The organism is Vibrio misgurnus (assembly GCF_029635775.1).
GTDB classification, from domain to species: domain Bacteria; phylum Pseudomonadota; class Gammaproteobacteria; order Enterobacterales; family Vibrionaceae; genus Vibrio; species Vibrio chanodichtyis.
The window spans coordinates 1-21662 of the sequence record NZ_CP113243.1 but is presented as its reverse complement, the minus strand read 5'-3'; the positions used below and the strand labels follow the sequence as shown (position 1 = coordinate 21662).

General features: G+C 51.5%; 16 protein-coding genes and 2 pseudogenes. 7 read left to right on the top strand and 11 right to left on the bottom strand.

Going from position 1 to position 21662, the window contains the following annotated elements; translation table 11 throughout:
- Nucleotides 1–203: 203 nt before the first annotated feature.
- On the bottom strand, nucleotides 204–1781 hold the full coding sequence (locus tag OOK74_RS14875) for a methyl-accepting chemotaxis protein (RefSeq protein WP_001323889.1): 1578 nt from the start codon (nucleotides 1779–1781) through the stop codon (nucleotides 204–206).
- 309 nt (nucleotides 1782–2090) lie between these two features.
- On the opposite strand from OOK74_RS14875, the gene OOK74_RS14870 reads away from it, so the two are divergent.
- From OOK74_RS14870 to OOK74_RS14860, 3 genes are read left to right on the top strand one after another with little or no spacing between them, the layout of a single operon-like run.
- Complete coding sequence (locus tag OOK74_RS14870) at nucleotides 2091–2651, top strand: recombinase family protein (protein WP_001161490.1); 561 nt, start codon at nucleotides 2091–2093, stop codon at nucleotides 2649–2651.
- 3 nt (nucleotides 2652–2654) lie between these two features.
- Complete coding sequence (locus OOK74_RS14865; RefSeq protein WP_001138014.1) at nucleotides 2655–5621, top strand: Tn3-like element TnAs1 family transposase; 2967 nt, start codon at nucleotides 2655–2657, stop codon at nucleotides 5619–5621.
- A 57-nt stretch (nucleotides 5622–5678) separates the two neighbouring features.
- The gene (locus OOK74_RS14860) at nucleotides 5679–5921 is read left to right on the top strand and encodes a transposase (protein WP_000844627.1); all 243 of its coding nucleotides are present in this window, start codon (nucleotides 5679–5681) and stop codon (nucleotides 5919–5921) included.
- 31 nt (nucleotides 5922–5952) lie between these two features.
- On the opposite strand, the gene tetR(A) is transcribed toward OOK74_RS14860, so the two are convergent.
- Complete coding sequence (gene tetR(A) / locus OOK74_RS14855) at nucleotides 5953–6603, bottom strand: tetracycline resistance transcriptional repressor TetR(A) (RefSeq protein WP_000164043.1); 651 nt, start codon at nucleotides 6601–6603, stop codon at nucleotides 5953–5955.
- 105 nt (nucleotides 6604–6708) lie between these two features.
- Here tetR(A) and tet(A) point away from each other — a divergent pair, with 105 nt between their 5' ends.
- Entirely contained in the window at nucleotides 6709–7908 is a 1200-nt protein-coding gene (gene tet(A), locus OOK74_RS14850; RefSeq protein WP_000804064.1) for a tetracycline efflux MFS transporter Tet(A), read from the top strand.
- A gap of 31 nt (nucleotides 7909–7939) precedes the next feature.
- Here tet(A) and OOK74_RS14845 read toward each other — a convergent pair whose 3' ends face one another.
- Both OOK74_RS14845 and OOK74_RS14840 read right to left on the bottom strand, forming a co-directional pair.
- A complete protein-coding gene (locus OOK74_RS14845; RefSeq protein ID WP_000058717.1) occupies nucleotides 7940–8824 on the bottom strand; it encodes a DMT family transporter in 885 nt (294 codons plus the stop codon).
- Nucleotides 8825–8961: 137 nt separating this feature from the next.
- Entirely contained in the window at nucleotides 8962–9354 is a 393-nt protein-coding gene (locus tag OOK74_RS14840) for a cysteine hydrolase family protein (RefSeq protein WP_001351729.1), read from the bottom strand.
- 3 nt (nucleotides 9355–9357) lie between these two features.
- Here OOK74_RS14840 and OOK74_RS14835 point away from each other — a divergent pair.
- Nucleotides 9358–9726, top strand: a pseudogene (locus OOK74_RS14835) (Tn3 family transposase); the annotation flags it as partial.
- Between the two features lie 65 nt (nucleotides 9727–9791).
- Here OOK74_RS14835 and OOK74_RS14830 read toward each other — a convergent pair.
- A pseudogene (locus OOK74_RS14830) lies at nucleotides 9792–11042 on the bottom strand (Tn3-like element Tn3 family transposase); the annotation flags it as partial.
- A gap of 82 nt (nucleotides 11043–11124) precedes the next feature.
- Between OOK74_RS14830 and OOK74_RS14825 the strand changes: the two are divergent.
- Both OOK74_RS14825 and OOK74_RS14820 read left to right on the top strand, forming a co-directional pair.
- Entirely contained in the window at nucleotides 11125–11829 is a 705-nt protein-coding gene (locus OOK74_RS14825) for an IS6-like element IS26 family transposase (RefSeq protein WP_001067855.1), read from the top strand.
- Nucleotides 11830–11897: 68 nt separating this feature from the next.
- Entirely contained in the window at nucleotides 11898–14984 is a 3087-nt protein-coding gene (locus tag OOK74_RS14820; RefSeq protein WP_259476901.1) for a Tn3 family transposase, read from the top strand.
- A 386-nt stretch (nucleotides 14985–15370) separates the two neighbouring features.
- Here OOK74_RS14820 and OOK74_RS14815 read toward each other — a convergent pair whose 3' ends face one another.
- The 6 genes from OOK74_RS14815 to OOK74_RS14790 are packed head-to-tail and all read right to left on the bottom strand — an operon-like array spanning nucleotide 15371 to nucleotide 21662.
- Complete coding sequence (locus tag OOK74_RS14815; RefSeq protein WP_278183652.1) at nucleotides 15371–16228, bottom strand: ribokinase; 858 nt, start codon at nucleotides 16226–16228, stop codon at nucleotides 15371–15373.
- A gap of 2 nt (nucleotides 16229–16230) precedes the next feature.
- Nucleotides 16231–17085: a MurR/RpiR family transcriptional regulator gene (locus OOK74_RS14810; protein WP_278183651.1), complete on the bottom strand. Its 855-nt coding sequence runs from the start codon at nucleotides 17083–17085 to the stop codon at nucleotides 16231–16233.
- 9 nt (nucleotides 17086–17094) lie between these two features.
- Nucleotides 17095–18072: an ABC transporter permease gene (locus tag OOK74_RS14805; protein ID WP_278183650.1), complete on the bottom strand. Its 978-nt coding sequence runs from the start codon at nucleotides 18070–18072 to the stop codon at nucleotides 17095–17097.
- 12 nt (nucleotides 18073–18084) lie between these two features.
- Nucleotides 18085–19581: a sugar ABC transporter ATP-binding protein gene (locus OOK74_RS14800; RefSeq protein ID WP_278183649.1), complete on the bottom strand. Its 1497-nt coding sequence runs from the start codon at nucleotides 19579–19581 to the stop codon at nucleotides 18085–18087.
- Between the two features lie 14 nt (nucleotides 19582–19595).
- Nucleotides 19596–20633: a sugar ABC transporter substrate-binding protein gene (locus OOK74_RS14795; protein WP_278183648.1), complete on the bottom strand. Its 1038-nt coding sequence runs from the start codon at nucleotides 20631–20633 to the stop codon at nucleotides 19596–19598.
- Nucleotides 20634–20681: 48 nt separating this feature from the next.
- A complete protein-coding gene (locus tag OOK74_RS14790; RefSeq protein WP_278183647.1) occupies nucleotides 20682–21662 on the bottom strand; it encodes a TIM barrel protein in 981 nt (326 codons plus the stop codon).

The window sequence follows — 21662 nt, the reverse complement described above, 5'->3', positions numbered from 1 at the left end:
TATCGTTGCTATTAGGGGGAACCGCAGAATTCGGAAAAAATCGTACGCTAAGCTAACGGTGTTCTCGTGACAGCTCTTTGACTAGGCTTTCTAAGGCCATTCTGATAGCCCTGACTTCCTGAAAAGCCATGGCTAAAATTTGTGCGGCTAAAAGGGATAACCGATGGTAAAGTAAGTTATCCCTGTCGAGATACTGAAAAGCGTTATCCTCGTTTTTCCCAAAACTGTTTTGCCAGTTCGCTCAGAGCGCTAGTTAACTGAGCGACAGATTTCGCACTTTGCAAATTATTCTGCCCGGTCTGTACATTGGTATCAGCAGCATCGCGTATATTGATAATACTGCGGTTTATGTCTTCACTTACTGCTCCCTGCTGCTCGACCGCAGTCGCTATTTGCGCGTTCATGTCGGTAATTTCGTTAACGCGTTGGCCAATTCCATCAAGAGCTGTAGCTGCTTCCTCTGCGTGAGCTACACTCGTGTGCGCTTGCCGACTACTTTGCTCCATGACTGTAACAGCGGATTGCGCTCGCTCTTGTAGAGCGCTGATCATGCTTTGAATATCCGTTGTCGATTGCTGTGTGCGAGCAGCAAGACTGCGAACCTCATCGGCGACAACAGCAAAACCACGCCCCTGCTCACCAGCACGCGCGGCCTCAATTGCTGCGTTGAGTGCCAACAAATTCGTTTGCTCGGCGATCCCTCGTATAACGTCAAGAACTTTTGATATCTCGTTACTTTGACCTTCAAGCTCATGAATAACCTGAGTGGCTTGCCTAATTTCACCTTCAAGGGCAGTGATTGACTGGCTTGTGTGGGCTACCAGACGCTGGCCAGATGCCGTCTCAGTGTCTGCTCTTCCGGCCGCATCTGCAGCATGCTGTGCATTGCTCGCAACCTCTTGAATGCTTGCCACCATTTGGTTTACTGCCGTTGCTATTTGATCTGTCTCTGCCTGCTGCTCAACTGTAAGTACATTGCTTGACTCAATATCCTTTAGTAGGCCTCGGGTGTGTTCGCTAAGCCGATTTGATGCATCACCTATGCGACCTACTATGGCGCCTGTTTCAGCTTGCATCATTCGTAAAGCAAACTCTATTTGGCCAAACTCATCGGTGCGCCCAGTGTAGAGGGATTGACTTAATGGGTTATTGGAAATATTCCTGGCTCTTTCAACCAGTCTTCCAAGAGGAGAGAGAATAGCCAAAACACTAACAGAGCTTAAGCTTCCTGACATTAAAGTGGCTAACAATAAGCTGCTTATTGATGTATCAGTAAGCATGCCGGCAGCCATTGCGCTTGATATAATACTACCCCATATGAGCAAGAGTATTTTCACGGAAAAGCTAGCAGCCAATTTCGGCCTCGCGGCCTTCCCGCTTCTCAATTGAGCATATAATTTTTCCGCAGCCAAAACCTGCTCAGGTTCAGGCTTGGTCCTTACAGACTGGTATTCAACAATCGAACCATTCTTAGCTATTGGCGTTACATAAGCACTTACCCAATAGTGGTCGCCATTTTTACAGCGATTTTTTACTAGCCCCATCCATGAGCGGCCAGATTTTAATGTACTCCACATATGCTCAAATGCAGCAGGCGGCATATCTGGGTGTCTTACGATGTTGTGAGGCTGGCCTAATAGTTCTTCCTCAGTGAAACCACTGATTTTAATGAAGTCAGGATTAACGTACGTGATATGGCTTTGAGGGGAGGTAGTCGAAAGAATATTGGCATCTTTTGGGAGTTCTAAGTTTCGACCCGTCACTGGTAAATTCTGGCGCATAAGAACCTCAAGGGTTGGCTGTTTTATTTTATTGTTTTCGGCATTAAGCCCAATTTCTTGAGCGTTACGATAAAGCTAGCATGGAAACGATAGGTGCAAGCAAGTTAAGGGTTGCATCGCGCATGTCAATCTAGGCTATACCCTAACTTGATGTCAGGCAGGGCCGCGCCGCTTCGTCAGAATAGAGTCTGCTTTCCCATTTTTTGACACATGCCCGCGAAGGTTATAGATTTCAGCCTGACAGAAATGGGCTTTGAGGCACAACGGAACAGAAAGTGCACTTAAGCCGCCTTCAACCAAGGAGACATCGTGCAGGGGCACCGCATCGGCTACGTCCGGGTCAGCAGCTTTGACCAGAACCCGGAACGCCAGCTGGAACAAACCCAGGTGAGCAAGGTGTTCACCGACAAGGCATCGGGCAAGGACACCCAGCGCCCCCAGCTCGAAGCGCTGCTGAGCTTCGTCCGCGAAGGCGATACAGTGGTGGTGCACAGCATGGATCGGCTGGCCCGCAACCTCGATGACCTGCGTCGCTTGGTACAGAAGCTGACTCAGCGCGGCGTGCGCATCGAGTTCCTGAAGGAGGGCCTGGTGTTCACTGGCGAGGACTCGCCGATGGCCAACCTGATGCTGTCGGTGATGGGGGCCTTCGCTGAGTTCGAGCGCGCCCTGATCCGCGAGCGGCAGCGTGAGGGCATCGCCTTGGCCAAGCAGCGTGGCGCGTACCGGGGCCGCAAGAAAGCCCTGTCCGATGAGCAGGCTGCTACCCTGCGGCAGCGAGCGACGGCCGGCGAGCCCAAGGCGCAGCTTGCCCGCGAGTTCAACATCAGCCGGGAAACCCTCTACCAGTACCTCCGCACGGACGACTGACACATGCCGCGTCGCTTGATCCTCTCGGCCACGGAGCGGGACACCCTGCTTGCGCTGCCGGAAAGCCAGGATGACCTGATCCGCTACTACACCTTCAACGACTCCGACCTGTCGCTGATCCGCCAGCGACGCGGCGACGCCAACCGCCTCGGCTTCGCCGTGCAGCTCTGCCTGCTGCGCTACCCCGGTTACGCGCTGGGAACCGACAGCGAGCTGCCCGAGCCGGTCATCCTGTGGGTGGCGAAGCAAGTCCAGGCCGAGCCGGCGAGCTGGGCAAAGTACGGCGAGCGCGACGTGACCCGTCGCGAGCATGCCCAGGAACTGCGCACCTACCTGCAACTGGCCCCGTTCGGCCTGTCCGACTTCCGCGCCCTGGTGCGCGAGCTAACCGAGCTGGCCCAGCAGACCGACAAAGGCTTGCTGCTGGCCGGTCAGGCCCTGGAGAGCCTACGGCAGAAACGACGCATCCTGCCGGCGCTGAGCGTGATTGACCGGGCCTGCTCGGAAGCCATTGCGCGAGCCAATCGGCGGGTCTACCGCGCCCTGGTCGAACCACTCACGGACTCGCATCGGGCCAAGCTGGACGAGCTGTTGAAGCTCAAGGCCGGCAGCAGCATCACCTGGTTGACCTGGCTGCGCCAGGCACCGCTGAAACCCAACTCTCGGCACATGCTGGAACACATCGAGCGGCTGAAGACATTTCAGTTGGTGGACTTGCCCGAAGGCCTGGGCCGGCACATCCACCAGAACCGCCTGCTCAAGCTGGCCCGCGAGGGTGGGCAGATGACGCCCAAAGACCTCGGTAAGTTCGAGCCGCAGCGCCGCTACGCGACCCTGGCCGCCGTGGTGCTGGAGAGCACCGCGACCGTGATCGATGAGCTGGTCGATCTGCATGACCGCATCCTGGTCAAGCTGTTCAGCGGCGCGAAGCACAAGCATCAGCAGCAGTTCCAGAAGCAGGGCAAGGCGATCAACGACAAGGTGCGCCTGTACTCCAGGATCGGCCAGGCGCTGCTGGAAGCGAAGGAAAGCGGCAGCGACCCCTATGCCGCCATCGAGGCGGTGATTCCCTGGGACGAGTTCACCGAGAGCGTCAGCGAGGCCGAGCTGCTGGCCCGGCCGGAAGGCTTCGACCACCTGCACCTGGTCGGCGAGAACTTCGCCACCCTGCGCCGTTACACGCCGGCCTTGCTGGAGGTGCTGGAACTGCGCGCCGCGCCGGCCGCGCAAGGCGTGCTGGCAGCCGTGCAGACCCTGCGTGAGATGAACGCCGACAACCTGCGCAAGGTGCCGGCCGATGCACCCACGGCCTTCATCAAGCCGCGCTGGAAGCCGCTGGTGATCACCCCGGAAGGCCTCGACCGGAAATTCTACGAAATCTGCGCCCTGTCCGAGCTGAAGAACGCCCTGCGCTCCGGCGACATCTGGGTCAAGGGCTCGCGGCAGTTCCGCGACTTCGACGACTACCTGCTGCCGGCCGAGAAGTTCGCCGCACTCAAGCGCGAGCAGGCCCTGCCCCTGGCGATCAACCCGAACAGCGACCAGTACCTGGAAGAGCGTTTGCAGCTGCTGGACGAGCAGTTGGCCACCGTCACCCGCCTGGCCAAGGACAACGAGCTGCCCGATGCCATCCTCACCGAGTCAGGGCTGAAAATCACCCCGCTGGATGCGGCGGTGCCGGATCGGGCGCAGGCGCTGATCGACCAAACCAGCCAGTTACTGCCGCGCATCAAGATCACCGAACTGCTGATGGACGTGGACGACTGGACGGGCTTCAGCCGCCACTTCACCCACTTGAAGGACGGGGCCGAGGCCAAAGACAGGACGTTGCTGCTGTCCGCAATCCTCGGTGATGCGATCAACCTCGGGCTGACCAAGATGGCCGAGTCGAGCCCCGGCCTGACCTACGCCAAGCTGTCCTGGCTGCAAGCCTGGCACATCCGCGACGAAACCTATTCGGCGGCCTTGGCCGAGCTGGTCAACCACCAGTATCGCCACGCCTTTGCCGCCCACTGGGGCGACGGCACGACCTCATCCTCCGATGGCCAGCGCTTCCGCGCGGGTGGCCGGGGCGAGAGCACCGGGCACGTCAACCCGAAGTACGGTAGCGAGCCGGGACGGCTGTTCTATACCCATATCTCCGACCAGTACGCGCCGTTCAGCACCCGCGTGGTGAATGTCGGCGTCCGCGATTCCACCTATGTGCTCGACGGCCTGCTGTACCACGAGTCCGACCTGCGGATCGAGGAGCACTACACCGACACGGCCGGCTTCACCGATCACGTCTTTGCCCTGATGCACCTGCTAGGCTTCCGCTTCGCGCCGCGCATCCGCGACCTCGGCGAAACCAAGCTGTACGTGCCGCAGGGCGTGCAAGCCTACCCGACGTTGCGCCCGCTGATCGGCGGCACCCTGAACATCAAGCACGTGCGTGCCCACTGGGACGACATCCTGCGCCTGGCCAGCTCGATCAAGCAGGGCACCGTCACCGCCTCGCTGATGCTGCGCAAGCTCGGCAGCTACCCGCGCCAGAACGGACTGGCCGTGGCCCTGCGCGAGCTGGGCCGGATCGAGCGCACGCTGTTCATCCTGGACTGGCTGCAAAGTGTTGAACTGCGCCGCCGCGTGCATGCCGGCCTGAACAAAGGTGAGGCGCGCAACTCGCTGGCCAGGGCGGTGTTCTTCAACCGCCTTGGGGAAATCAGGGATCGGAGCTTCGAGCAGCAGCGCTACCGGGCCAGCGGCCTCAACCTGGTGACGGCGGCTATCGTGCTGTGGAACACGGTGTACCTGGAACGCGCCACCCAGGGGTTGGTCGAGGCCGGCAAGCCGGTGGACGGCGAGCTGCTGCAATTCCTGTCGCCGCTGGGCTGGGAGCACATCAACCTAACCGGCGATTACGTCTGGCGGCAGAGCCGCAGACTGGAAGACGGGAAGTTTCGGCCCTTACGGATGCCCGGAAAACCTTAGCGTACGATTTTTTCCGAATTCTGCGGGCTCCCCTATCTCATCTGCGCAAGGCAGAACGTGAAGACGGCCGCCCTGGACCTCGCCCGCGAGCGCCAGGCGCACGAGGCCGGCGCGCGGACCCGCGCCACGGCCCACGAGCGGACGCCGCAGCAGGAGCGCCAGAAGGCCGCCAGAGAGGCCGAGCGCGGCCGTGAGGCTTGGACGCTAGGGCAGGGCATGAAAAAGCCCGTAGCGGGCTGCTACGGGCGTCTGACGCGGTGGAAAGGGGGAGGGGATGTTGTCTACATGGCTCTGCTGTAGTGAGTGGGTTGCGCTCCGGCAGCGGTCCTGATCAATCGTCACCCTTTCTCGGTCCTTCAACGTTCCTGACAACGAGCCTCCTTTTCGCCAATCCATCGACAATCACCGCGAGTCCCTGCTCGAACGCTGCGTCCGGACCGGCTTCGTCGAAGGCGTCTATCGCGGCCCGCAACAGCGGCGAGAGCGGAGCCTGTTCAACGGTGCCGCCGCGCTCGCCGGCATCGCTGTCGCCGGCCTGCTCCTCAAGCACGGCCCCAACAGTGAAGTAGCTGATTGTCATCAGCGCATTGACGGCGTCCCCGGCCGAAAAACCCGCCTCGCAGAGGAAGCGAAGCTGCGCGTCGGCCGTTTCCATCTGCGGTGCGCCCGGTCGCGTGCCGGCATGGATGCGCGCGCCATCGCGGTAGGCGAGCAGCGCCTGCCTGAAGCTGCGGGCATTCCCGATCAGAAATGAGCGCCAGTCGTCGTCGGCTCTCGGCACCGAATGCGTATGATTCTCCGCCAGCATGGCTTCGGCCAGTGCGTCGAGCAGCGCCCGCTTGTTCCTGAAGTGCCAGTAAAGCGCCGGCTGCTGAACCCCCAACCGTTCCGCCAGTTTGCGTGTCGTCAGACCGTCTACGCCGACCTCGTTCAACAGGTCCAGGGCGGCACGGATCACTGTATTCGGCTGCAACTTTGTCATGCTTGACACTTTATCACTGATAAACATAATATGTCCACCAACTTATCAGTGATAAAGAATCCGCGCGTTCAATCGGACCAGCGGAGGCTGGTCCGGAGGCCAGACGTGAAACCCAACAGACCCCTGATCGTAATTCTGAGCACTGTCGCGCTCGACGCTGTCGGCATCGGCCTGATTATGCCGGTGCTGCCGGGCCTCCTGCGCGATCTGGTTCACTCGAACGACGTCACCGCCCACTATGGCATTCTGCTGGCGCTGTATGCGTTGATGCAATTTGCCTGCGCACCTGTGCTGGGCGCGCTGTCGGATCGTTTCGGGCGGCGGCCGGTCTTGCTCGTCTCGCTGGCCGGCGCTGCTGTCGACTACGCCATCATGGCGACGGCGCCTTTCCTTTGGGTTCTCTATATCGGGCGGATCGTGGCCGGCATCACCGGGGCGACTGGGGCGGTAGCCGGCGCTTATATTGCCGATATCACTGATGGCGATGAGCGCGCGCGGCACTTCGGCTTCATGAGCGCCTGTTTCGGGTTCGGGATGGTCGCGGGACCTGTGCTCGGTGGGCTGATGGGCGGTTTCTCCCCCCACGCTCCGTTCTTCGCCGCGGCAGCCTTGAACGGCCTCAATTTCCTGACGGGCTGTTTCCTTTTGCCGGAGTCGCACAAAGGCGAACGCCGGCCGTTACGCCGGGAGGCTCTCAACCCGCTCGCTTCGTTCCGGTGGGCCCGGGGCATGACCGTCGTCGCCGCCCTGATGGCGGTCTTCTTCATCATGCAACTTGTCGGACAGGTGCCGGCCGCGCTTTGGGTCATTTTCGGCGAGGATCGCTTTCACTGGGACGCGACCACGATCGGCATTTCGCTTGCCGCATTTGGCATTCTGCATTCACTCGCCCAGGCAATGATCACCGGCCCTGTAGCCGCCCGGCTCGGCGAAAGGCGGGCACTCATGCTCGGAATGATTGCCGACGGCACAGGCTACATCCTGCTTGCCTTCGCGACACGGGGATGGATGGCGTTCCCGATCATGGTCCTGCTTGCTTCGGGTGGCATCGGAATGCCGGCGCTGCAAGCAATGTTGTCCAGGCAGGTGGATGAGGAACGTCAGGGGCAGCTGCAAGGCTCACTGGCGGCGCTCACCAGCCTGACCTCGATCGTCGGACCCCTCCTCTTCACGGCGATCTATGCGGCTTCTATAACAACGTGGAACGGGTGGGCATGGATTGCAGGCGCTGCCCTCTACTTGCTCTGCCTGCCGGCGCTGCGTCGCGGGCTTTGGAGCGGCGCAGGGCAACGAGCCGATCGCTGATCGTGGAAACGATAGGCCTATGCCATGCGGGTCAAGGCGACTTCCGGCAAGCTATACGCGCCCTAGGAGTGCGGTTGGAACGTTGGCCCAGCCAGATACTCCCGATCACGAGCAGGACGCCGATGATTTGAAGCGCACTCAGCGTCTGATCCAAGAACAACCATCCTAGCAACACGGCGGTCCCCGGGCTGAGAAAGCCCAGTAAGGAAACAACTGTAGGTTCGAGTCGCGAGATCCCCCGGAACCAAAGGAAGTAGGTTAAACCCGCTCCGATCAGGCCGAGCCACGCCAGGCCGAGAACATTGGTTCCTGTAGGCATCGGGATTGGCGGATCAAACACTAAAGCTACTGGAACGAGCAGAAGTCCTCCGGCCGCCAGTTGCCAGGCGGTAAAGGTGAGCAGAGGCACGGGAGGTTGCCACTTGCGGGTCAGCACGGTTCCGAACGCCATGGAAACCGCCCCCGCCAGGCCCGCTGCGACGCCGACAGGATCTAGCGCTGCGTTTGGTGTCAACACCAACAGCGCCACGCCCGCAGTTCCGCAAATAGCCCCCAGGACCGCCATCAATCGTATCGGGCTACCTAGCAGAGCGGCAGAGATGAACACGACCATCAGCGGCTGCACAGCGCCTACCGTCGCCGCGACCCCGCCCGGCAGGCGGTAGACCGAAATAAACAACAAGCTCCAGAATAGCGAAATATTAAGTGCGCCGAGGATGAAGATGCGCATCCACCAGATTCCCGTTGGAATCTGTCGGACGATCATCACGAGCAATAAACCCGCCGGCAACGCCCGCAGCATCGCGACCGTCATCGGTGAGAAGTTCGGCAGGTATTGGGTGGTGACAATGTAGGTGCTGCCCCAAATGGCAGGTGCTATCGCTGTGAACAATAAATCGGGCGTGCGTAATGACATGCGATTACAAGACCTCCGCTACGGCGATGGGTTTTTGAGAGTTGCAGGCGCCGCGATGACCGCACCCTGACTTGGACTGGCCCTGCCTCGCACCAATCCACCTGCGGCTATGGCCGCGATCATGCGAGGCCCGAAAATTACACGACCTGTACACGTCCGCCGAACCCGGAACGCAACAGAGCTTCGTGGGCATCCCGATCCGGGTCGTAGCAGCAGTCCTGGACCAAACGCACGTCGTAGTCCGCATCACTAGCCCAGGCGACGCTTGAAAGAACAACGCCGGTGGTGCTTATCCCGGCCATGACAAGCGTGCTTACGCCGCGCGTCCGAAGGTCGGCGTCGAGCGCCGTGCCATAAAAGACGCTGGCTCGCGGACATGCATAGAAAAGGTCGCCCCGTTCGATCGCAAGCCCTTCGACGGGCAGACCGGTGCGAAATCGTCCGCTCGGGAGATACGGTGAGATTTGGCGATTCGTCGCCGGCGGCGCATGTTCATACTCTTCGCCGAGCGAAAAGTTGGGGAACAGCACGGGCCGGCCGCGCAAGGCGTGCTGGCAGCCGTGCAGACCCTGCGTGAGATGAACGCCGACAACCTGCGCAAGGTGCCGGCCGATGCACCCACGGCCTTCATCAAGCCGCGCTGGAAGCCGCTGGTGATCACCCCGGAAGGCCTCGACCGGAAATTCTACGAAATCTGCGCCCTGTCCGAGCTGAAGAACGCCCTGCGCTCCGGCGACATCTGGGTCAAGGGCTCGCGGCAGTTCCGCGACTTCGACGACTACCTGCTGCCGGCCGAGAAGTTCGCCGCACTCAAGCGCGAGCAGGCCCTGCCCCTGGCGATCAACCCGAACAGCGACCAGTACCTGGAAGAGCGTTTGCAGCTGCTGGACGAGCAGTTGGCGGGGTCTGACGCTCAGTGGAACGAAAACTCACGTTAAGCAACGTTTTCTGCCTCTGACGCCTCTTTTAATGGTCTCAGATGTCCTTTGGTCACCAGTTCTGCCAGCGTGAAGGAATAATGGCCGAGCATATTGATATGTCCGTGGCAAAGCGGGGAGAGGCGTGCGATATCTTCATCATTCAGTGTTTCACCCTGCGCCCGGAGATGATCCAGGGCTGCCTGCATATAAATAGTGTTCCATAACACGACGGCGTTAGTGACCAGCCCCAGTGTGCCCAGTTGATCTTCCTGACCGTCGGTATATCGTTTTCTTATCTCACCTTTTTGACCGTGACAGATGGCTCTGGCAACGGCATGGCGACTTTCTCCCCGATTAAGCTGGGTCAGAATGCGCCGGCGGTAATCTTCATCATCAATATAATTAAGCAGATACAGCGTTTTGTTGATGCGCCCCACTTCAATGATTGCCTGAGTCAGTCCGGAAGGACGTTCACTTTTCAGCAATGAACGGACCAGCACTGAAACCTGTACTTTGCCCAGCTTCAGGGAGCCAGCGGTCCGGATCATTTCGTCCCACTGAAGGACTATTTTTCGGGGATCTGATTGCCCTCTGGCAATATCATTCAGCACGCCATAGTCGGCATCATGGTCCATTCGCCAGAAAACCGAAGCACCGGCATCAGCCAGGCGTGGAGAAAACTGGTATCCCAGCAGCCAGAAAAGGCCAAAGACAAGTTCGCTGGCACCTGCTGTATCGGTCATAATTTCGGTTGGATTCAGCCCGGTCTCCTGTTCCAGAAGACCTTCCAGCACAAAGATAGAGTCCCTCAGCGTCCCCGGTATAACGATGCCATGAAAGCCGGAATACTGATCGGACACAAAGTTGTACCAGGTGATCCCTCTGTTATTACCAAAGTATTTGCGGTTCGGTCCGGCATTGATTGTTCTGACTGGCGTAACAAAGCGCATTCCATCTGCAGATGCCACTTCTCCTCCACCCCATATCTGTGCCAGTGGCAGCGTTGCCTGAAAATCAACCAGTCTGGCATTAGCGCTGGTGATAGTTTCAGCCCGCAGATAGTTCGCTTTTGTCCAGTTCAGCCGGTGTCGGGTCAGTGCAGGAACATTTGATCTGATCAGTGGTTCCAGACCGATATTGCAGGCTTCAGCCATCAGCACGGCGCTGATGCTGACGGGCAGATCATCAACTCTGGCACTGGCTTCACTAGCATGGAAAAACTCATCAGCAAATCCGGTATGGGCGTTAATTTCGAGCAGCAACTCCGTTAAATCCACCGGAGGGAGTAGATCACTGATCATTTTGCTCAGTCGTTTCGGCACTGTTGCAAATAGTCGGTGGTGATAAACTTATCATCCCCTTTTGCTGATGGAGCTGCACATGAACCCATTCAAAGGCCGGCATTTTCAGCGTGACATCATTCTGTGGGCCGTACGCTGGTACTGCAAATACGGCATCAGTTACCGTGAGCTGCAGGAGATGCTGGCTGAACGCGGAGTGAATGTCGATCACTCCACGATTTACCGCTGGGTTCAGCGTTATGCGCCTGAAATGGAAAAACGGCTGCGCTGGTACTGGCGTAACCCTTCCGATCTTTGCCCGTGGCACATGGATGAAACCTACGTGAAGGTCAATGGCCGCTGGGCGTATCTGTACCGGGCCGTCGACAGCCGGGGCCGCACTGTCGATTTTTATCTCTCCTCCCGTCGTAACAGCAAAGCTGCATACCGGTTTCTGGGTAAAATCCTCAACAACGTGAAGAAGTGGCAGATCCCGCGATTCATCAACACGGATAAAGCGCCCGCCTATGGTCGCGCGCTTGCTCTGCTCAAACGCGAAGGCCGGTGCCCGTCTGACGTTGAACACCGACAGATTAAGTACCGGAACAACGTGATTGAATGCGATCATGGCAAACTGAAACGGATAATCGGCGCCACGCTGGGATTTAAATCCATGAAGACGGCTTACGCCACCATCAAAGGTATTGAGGTGATGCGTGCACTACGCAAAGGCCAGGCCTCAGCATTTTATTATGGTGATCCCCTGGGCGAAATGCGCCTGGTAAGCAGAGTTTTTGAAATGTAAGGCCTTTGAATAAGACAAAAGGCTGCCTCATCGCTAACTTTGCAACAGTGCCAAATAAGAGGTTATCCATGAAAAATGACGCTCGGCGGCTATCTATTTTGTCAACCGATGAAATAGATGAACTGTTTGGATTACCTCATTTTTCAGATGATGATCGTCGATTATATTTTGACTTAAGTGCTAAAGAGCGAGAGCTATTTGACAATACCCGAACGTTTTCTGTGGCAGCCCATTTAGTATTGCAACTGGGCTATTTCAAAGCCAAACGGCAGTTTTTCAGTTATGAACAAGAATCATCAGTATTGAATGACTTGGATTACATTACCGCACTGTACTTTCCCACCAAAACGCTTTCAAGACTGAAAAGTCCCTCGAGACCGATTAGAGCAGAACAACAACGAGCAATTCTTGATTTATTCCAGTATAAGCAATGTGATAATGAGGTAAAAGTTGATTTGGAAGATAAAGCACAGCGGGTTGCGATGTTATCGACACAACCTATCTTTATCTTTCGTGAATTAACTCAATACTTAGCATTACACCGTATTGTCATGCCCCGTTACCGGTATATGCAAGAGATGATTGGTAGAGTGGTGGCTTATGAACGCACCCGTATTGCTCGATTACTTAGCACTTGCATGACTTCACTCATCGATCAGCAATTAGCGGCTTTGCTTCGGGCAGAATCAGGATTGTTTCGCGTCAGCGCATTAAAACATGAAGCTAAAGATTTTAGTTATAAAGAATTGCGACACGAAGTAGCACGGAGGCAGTTTTTCCAGCCTCTACATGAGTTTGCCAAGCAGTTCCTCATAACAGCGGGGATCTCCAATGAAAGCGGCAAGTATTATGCTTCTATGGTTAAGTTTTATACCACTTATAAACTTCAACGCATGAAAAAAGAGACGGCTCAGTTATATCTGCTGTTTTTTGCTTTTCATCGGTTTCAGCAAATTAATGACAACTTAATTGAAGCATTGCTCTATTGGGTCGATCAATATGAGAAACAGGCCAAGCGTGCCGCTGAAGAAGCAATGAATAATGCGGTTACCAATGCAGCGAAAAATTTACAGGCTGCGGGTCATGTATTGAGCCTGTTTACGGATGACACCATCACCGATGACACACCTTTTTCCGTTATTAAAGAAAAAGCCTATGCATTGCTTGAACAAGAGAGATTCCCATTAGTTGCTGATTACTTACGCAATATTGCTTTCGACAAAACGGCATTTGAATGGTCACATTACACAAAATTATCCGCCACATTCAAACGTAACTTAAGGCAACTTTTTACTGATCTGGATTTTGCCGGACGTGTAGAAGACTCTCCTTTGCTTGAAGCTATCGGGTTTTTACAAAACTTGTTGCGCACAGAAAAATCACCAAGGCAAACTGACCCTAATGCATTTCCGACTGAGATTATTCCTAAAGGTTTACGCCGATATTTGTTTAGTAAAGAGGGTAAAACATTTAAAACGCTAGATGTAGATCGCTATGAGTTTTTGGTCTATCGCCTACTACGCAACTCACTGGAAGCGGGTGATGTGTACGTTAAACATAGTAATGAATTTCGCCGCTTTGAAGATGACTTAATAAGCGATCTTAGATGGCAGGATAAAGAACGAGTATTGCAAGATATTAGTGCACCCATTTTATTGGTCCCTATCCAAGATACTCTGGCTGTATTTCATACTATGCTAGCAGCACGTTATAGTGCGATTAACCAACATATTTCTGATGGGGTCAACAAACATATTAAAGTCATTGGGGCTGCCGAAAAGCGTCGTTGGAAGCTGCTTTATCCGAGCAGTGATGAATCCGTTATTAGCGATTTTTACAGCCAGTTACCAGGAATTGGTATTGCGGATCTACTGTGGTTTGTTGCGGGTAATACTGGATTTTTAAATGCATTTACCCATGTATTAGATCGTTATGTAAAGCATGAAGCTGATCCTCGTGAAATTTTCGCCTGTATTGTTGCGATGGGAACAAACATGGGGTTAGCAAAAATGGCTGAAGTTTCAGGTCTTAGCTCAGCATCAATGGCGGGAACGTCTAGAAATTATCTACGCTTGGAGACGTTGCGAGCGGCTAATGATGCGATTAGTAATGCAACCAGCCAGCTACCCGCATTTCATCTCTATGATATTCAGGACACACTTCATTCAAGTAGCGATGGCCAGCGGATGGAAACGCAAATAAACACCCTTAACGCTCGATATTCTCCTAAGTATTTTGGTTTACAGAAAGGTGTCAGCGCCTACACGTTGGTTGCAAATCATGTTCCTATAAATGCAAAGATTATTGGGACTCACGAACATGAAAGCCATTACGTTTTCGATTTATTGCATAACAATACCTCTGATATAAAGCCAGAACGGCATTCCACTGACACCCATGGCACCAATCAGGTTAATTTTTGGATTTTGCATGCATTTGGATATCATTTTGCACCTCGTTATCGTGATTTGCATAAGAAAATGGATACGTTAGTCGGCTCACAACATCCCAATGAGTGTGGTGACTGGCTAATAAAGCCTGCCCGAAAAACCAACGATGAATTGATTGAACGTGAATGGCCCAATATTCAACGTATCATGGCATCACTAGCCCAAAAAGATGTTACTCAAGCCACGATTGTTCGCAAACTCTCGAGCTATTCGCGTCAGAATCAGACCAAGAAAGCATTATGGGAGTTGGAAAACATATGCCGAACGCTATACATTCTCGACTTTGTCGACGATGTGGGCTTACGTCAATGTGTACAAAAAGCATTAAATCGTGGTGAAGCCTATCATCGTCTCAGGCGAGCAGTTGCATTTGTTAACGGTGGAAAATTCAGAGTAAAAACGGAAGAGGAGCAACAAATTTGGAATGAATGCTCTCGGCTCATCACCAACGCGGTCATTTACTACAACACCGTGCTGCTATCTCGTGTCTATGAACAAAAGCAAACAGTAGGAGATCAAAATGCACTAGCTCAGCTTCACAGTATTTCGCCCGTTGCATGGCAGCACATTAATATGTATGGCAATTTTGAGTTTAGTCCATCAACCTCAAAAATAGATATCGATGCATTGGTTGCTCGATATGCTGAACCAGAATATTGGCAACAAGCGTTGACGGAGAACGAGAATTCAAGTGATGAATTTTAGAGCTTAAAGCTAACTTTACATTTTTGGCGCGTTGGGCAAATTTAGCCACAGTGGGATAAAATTACACGATAGAACCGATACTAATTAGCGATTTCGCCGTAAGCGGTAAATAACCCCCACATTTTAATAAAACCAAGGCTTTGTCATAGTGTCTTTTCAACGGAGGCGAAAGGCATGACCACCCGAGAGATCGTCGCCACTACAAAGAAATGTACGAGGCTGATGTACAACAGCGCACTTGCATCAAAACAAGTCCCATCTGTCTTGTGCCGACGAAAGACTTTCTAAGACATTACAGGTTCGGAGAATATAAATAGGATAACCAAGTTAGAATTGGTTTCTAACTTGGTTATTTAAGATGGTGTTAACACTGAGTACTGAAATGATTAACCCTGAGAGACATGTTTCGCCGCGACCTCATTTGCAAAAGCAACAGCATCATGTAGATCTCTATGTTTATTTAATTCAGAGCAAAGTGCTCCCATAAAGCAATCACCAGCACCATGAGTGCTCACTAGTTTAACCGGTATAGCGGGTAGAGAACCTGGGCATGCACCAATTTCAGCATACGCAACCCCATGTTCACCAGCAGTGACTACCACTTTTTTAAATCTCGAAGTTAGTTCAGCGGCAGCTTCTTTTGCAGAGTCAAGAGATTCAACGGATATACCCGATAGATCACGCGCTTCCACCGCATTGACAACCATGAGATCAACATAAACAAAAACGGGACAACACTTATCAGTCACCGGAGCTGCATTCATGCAAACTTCAATGCCTCGCTTTTTGGCTTCCGCGGCAGCTTTTAAATTGGTTTTAGGTGAAATTTCGTTTTGGAGAATGAGCATGGATACATCAGCCCAGAGACTATCTGACTCAAAAATTTCTTCTGGTATTAATTTATTTGAGTTGGAGGCAACTACTGCCGAATAATCGCCCGAATCATCAGAAATAGCGACGCTCATACCACTGTTTTCATTTTCAAGAACAGAGACATACTGAGCATCGACTGATGATGCTTTTAGCGTGTTAAGTAGAAACTCACCATTGGCATCATTCCCTATAGCTCCTGCAAACCTAACTGATTCACCGTTCTTAGCCGCAGATATGGCTTGATTACCTCCCTTACCACCAAATTTGTATGCTACTTTATTACCGAGTACTGTTTCTCCCTTTTCTGGTTGGTGAGATACAGTAATCATAATGTCGTAATGAAGACTTCCTGCTACCAATATTACGCTCATAATTATAATTCCCTCAAATGTGAAACGGCTTGCTGTGTTTTGTTATAGTTACGCTCAGCCGCTTCAATATCTTCTCGAGCAATAGCAACAAATAAAGCATCGATGATGTTTAGCTGCGCGATTCGTGATGCGGCATTTTCACCTAACAAATGAGAGCCCTGCGAAGTTGATTGCAAAACGACGTCCGAGACATTCACTAATGGAGACTGATCGTAATTTGTAAGAGCAATAATCTTCGCACCATTTTTTTTGGCAAGTGATGCGGGATCTACAACTGTTCGGGTATTGCCTGAATGGCTGATTGCTACAATAGCATCGTCATCATTCAGCACAGAAGCTGACATCAGCATCATGTGGGAGTCATCATAGACAGTTGACTTAATACCTATTTTTAACAATTTATGGCAAAAGTCCCTCGCTACTGAGCTTGACCCGCCAACACCATAAATACCGATAAACTTAGCTTTAAAAAGAATTTTAGCTGCCCGATTAAACTCACTAACATCAAGAATACTGCTGGTTTCTTCGATTGCCTGGATACTGGTCCTGAACACTTTATCCAAAACCTCGGCAGAGCTATCATCAGATTTTACTTCGGAATGAAGATTCGCTACCTCGAGCTGTTTGTATCGTGCCACATTGTCCCGAAAGTCCCGAAAGCCAGTGAAATCGAGCTTCTTGGTTACCTTAACAACCATCGCTTCACTCACACCGTTATTGTGTGCAACGTCTCTTAACGGTGTTGCCTTATTAAAACTTTTATCTGCCATAATCGCATCAGCGACTTTTCTTTCTAAGGGAGTCAGTTGAGGCAACCGACTCCGAATTTGTGCACCTATTGCGCTAATATCTTGCATTAGTTCACCTTAGTTACCACGTGTAGCTCTATCCACCAGCATCGCGAAGATAATAATTACACCGGTTGCTGCTAACTGCCAGAATGCCTGAACGTTCATTAACGTAAGTCCATTTCGTAGTGCACCCAGTATGATTGCCCCAATAATGGTTCCGACGATTGACCCTTTTCCGCCCATGAGAGATGCACCACCGATTGCGGCGGCGGCAATCGCATCTAATTCCCAAAGTTGCCCCATTGTTGGTTCTGCTGCGCCTAGTCGACCCACAAGAATCAATGACGATAATGCAGCAAGTACACCCGAAATAACGTACACGGCAACTTTGGTGTGTTTTACAGGAACACCTGCTACTCGTGCTGCTTCTGCGTTACCACCGATTGATAAAATATAGATGCCAAGAGGTGTCTTGTTCATTACGACCCATAAAGTAACAGCGACAGCGGCAACAATTAGTACTGGTACAGGGATGCCCATTAAATCGCCATTAATAAATGATCTAAATTCTAGCGGTACACCAAATACTGGGTTACCACCGGTATATATCAAAGCAATCGCACGGAATAAAGATAATCCACCAAGTGTTACAATGAATGCTTGAAGTCCGGCATAAGCCACTAGGAAGCCGCTAAACACACCACATAGTGCGCCCACACATAAGGTTCCAATGATGGCAATCGGTAATGGAACGCCAGAGATCATCAAAGTTGCGCCTAATACAGCGGAAAGGGCAGCGGTAGGACCAACAGAAAGGTCAATACCCCCTGAAATGATGACGAGCGTCATACCCAGTGCAATCAGTGCATTTAATGAAGACTGTTGGAGAATATTCATTAAATTTGGAACAGTAAAAAAGACAGGCGACAGAATGGAAAATGATCCAACAATCAGTAGTAATCCAATTAGAGTGCCGGCATCACGAACGTTAAATTTAAAAACTGGAATTTTGAATGTTTTTTGTTCAGATATTTTGTTTTCGATAGTGCTCATGTTCTTATCCTATTAATGCTTTGGGCCAAAGTCGTTAATCGCTGCTTGGGCGATATTCTCTTCGTTGATGTGCTCCCCTACGAGTTCCGCAGCAACACGTCCTTCTCGCATGACCAACACTCGATCAGATACTCGTATGATTTCTGGCATTTCAGACGATACGACAATGATCGCTTTTCCTTTTTGTGCGAGCTTTTCGATAAGATTGTATATTTCTGACTTAGCCCCAACATCGATCCCACGGGTTGGTTCGTCGAAAAGGAATACGCGACAGTCCGCGGCGACCCAACGTCCAATAATTCCCTTTTGTTGATTCCCCCCCGACAAATCACCAATGTGTTTATTAATGTCCAAAGGTCGCAAATTCAGCTCAGACATAATTTGGTAAACTTTTTCGCTAAGTTTGTTTTGTTGAATCAGCCCCGACGATGTGAAGTTCTTCATAGAAGGTAGGGCAACATTGACCTTAATAGCTTGATCTTTAACGATGCCTTCTTTCTTACGATCTTCTGGTACCAGACCTATCCCGGCTTTTATGGAACTTTGAACAGAATGTTTTTCTATCAAGTTACCATCAACATAGATTTCTCCAGAGGTCTTAGGGTCAATCCCAGCGATAAGCTTAAGTAGTTCTGAGCGTCCTGCGCCAACTAATCCAGCAATTCCGAGCACTTCACCCGCTTTTACGCTCAAGTTAACCGGCGACACTGAACCTTCGCGTCCAAGATTTTCTATGCGAAGAATCTCTTTATCGGAAACATAAGACTGATGGTCGACAGCTTCGATTTCGCGGCCAATCATTTTTGATACGATGGTATCAGGCGTCTCATCACAAATATTGACTACGCCAACTTGTCTACCATCACGAAGGATGGTCGCTCGGTCGCAGATTCGGAAGATTTCATCCATTTTATGTGAAACATAAATCAGCCCAACGCCCATGAGTTTTAAATCAGCAATGATTTCAGCCAATCTTTCAAACTCTGTTGGAGTTAGACTAGATGTCGGTTCATCCATTGCAAGAACCTTTGCGTCATCCATGAGAGCTCTTGCGATCTCAACTATTTGCTGCTGTGCGACTCTTAGTTCTTTGATTGGGGCATTAGGATCAATCGAATCATCTAACTGACGTAATACGTCCTTAGCTTTACTCAATTGTGCTTCTTTATCGATAAAGAGTCCTTTGCCTTTGGTAATATCACGGCCCAAAAACATATTTTGAACCACGGTAAGCTCAGGAACGAGTTGTAATTCCTGATGAATCATGGCGATTCCGGCTTGTCGTGCCGAAAGTGGAGATTTCATATCGACTAATTTACCGTCGACTTTGACACTTCCTGACGTTGCTTCACGAACCCCAGATAGCACGTTTAAAAGTGTTGATTTACCCGCGCCGTTTTCGCCAATCAGTGCGTGTACCTCACCAGGTAGTACGGAAAAATTGACACCCTCAATGGCGGCTATCTTCCCATATACTTTGGTTACACCTGTCATACACAACCGTTCCATAGCTTCCCCCTTGCCTAATTACTTTTTAACAAATCACGCAATTCTTGAGAGTTCTCAATAGCGAACTTGTTAATATTGTCTTTTGTAATCAGTGCTTGAGGTGTGGATACGACACGTGGGAGTTTCTGTCCACCCAATAGACGAAGGGATACTTCCATTGCCACTTCTCCGGTTAAGACAGGGAAGCTGTCTACTGTACCAGTCAACTCACCGCGACGAATGGAAGCATAAGCATCCGAGATACCATCAGTACCAAAAACTGCAACTTGGTCAGATTTTTTCTGTGCACGAACAGCTTCAACACAACCCAATGCCATGCCGTCATTGTTGTTATAAAAACCAATCAAATCCGGGTGCTGTTGGAGGATTGTAGTACAGGCATTGTAAGCATTTTCACGACTCCAGTTAGCCGGAACACTTGCGACCAATTGGAATTTGTCGTTTGCTTCGATAGTTTCACGAAAACCTTGTGTACGTTGACCTGCAGCGAACACACCAGCTTGGCCTTCAATGACAGCAACTTTACCGCCTTGTTTATGATGATCAATAAACCACTGAGCAACACGAACGCCGTTATCTTTCTGAACGTTACCGACATAGTTCGTTGCAGTAGGCATAACCGCATCATTAACGTTTACAACAACGACACCAGCTTTTTTAGCCGTCATCGAAGCGGGCTCTAGGTTAGCATCTGTTTGAGGAGAGACTAAAAGACCGTTGAATCCTTGAGCAATCAGTGTTTCCGCAATGGATAGCTGACCTAATTGGTCGTCTTCATTCGCTGCAGCTTGGTACACAACGGTCACACCGTGTGCATCAGCATACTTTTTGTAGCCTTCACCCAATGAGCGCCAATATTCATTGGTCAGTGTTTTAGAAACACCGCCCAATTTCATTTTGCTTTCAAAAGTTGGGACATCGCCAAATTTTGTTTGTAGCTCAGACCAGTCAATACGGTCTGTTTCGGTATCAGAGTTCAAAGGTGGCAGATTTGCGAAGGCTGTTGTAGATACCAACAATCCAGCAATTAAAGGGGTAAGATGTTTTTTCATTATTTTAATTTCCTTGTAGGGTATGAATTAATTTTAATGATATTTTTATTATTTAGCGTACATGATGTCGTCAACGATATACTGCGCGGCAACGGCATCCTGTTTGGAAATCGCTTCCTTGAGTTCTTTGGATTGGTCTAATAAATCACAAAGGCCCAACAAGCGTTTAACGGTTGCAATGTTGAGTTCAGCTTCACGAACTGGGTCTAGTCCGCTTGCATCTGGGAAAGTGTCAAAGTAGTAAGCTCCTTGGTATCCATCGCGTTTCATCTGCCACAAGAATTCTAATGTTGCACGAGAGTTCACTGATGCAACCATAAGTCCGTCATCACGTTTACCCCAACCGTCATTCACATCTAATCCGTAAAGGTTTGAACGTCTTGCTACCATAGCAGCCGCATACGCTGGAATTTCATTGGCGTATAGGACATGAGCAAAATCTAAAGTGATACCTAGATTTGGGCATCCAGCTTCTTCTACCGCTAGCAAACAAGTAGTTACATTCGGGAAAATGGCATAAGCGCGAGGTTCGTTTGGTTTGTATTCAATACTAATTTGAAAATCAGGTGCGTATTCGGCGACTTCTCGAAGGGCGCTCACCGCATCTTCCCAGATTTTTTTATAATCAGCTTGAAAACAATAATCAAAACCATCTTGTCCCATCCAAAGCGTCATGAGATTTGTGCCAAATTCTCTGCCAGCGTCAATACCAGCTTTAGTCAGCTCAATCGCTTCACGGCGGATTTTTGGATCTGGGTTTGTAAATGCACCGATCTTGAATTTTGGGTCATCCCAACGCATTTGAACGCCATTTACGCGTAAACCAGCCGCTTCAATTTGCTGTTTCATGGTTGGAATATCGGTCGTGATGTGTTGAGGGTAATTCAAGTCAAGGTGAGTTAGGCCCTCAACCGTGCCTGCTCTTTCAATCATTTGAGCAACTGTCGGTTTCGTTTTTTGACCAGGCCAATAAAGGTGAGAGCCTGATGAAAATGAGTTCAATCGTGTAGCAAATTTAAGTTCAGTCAT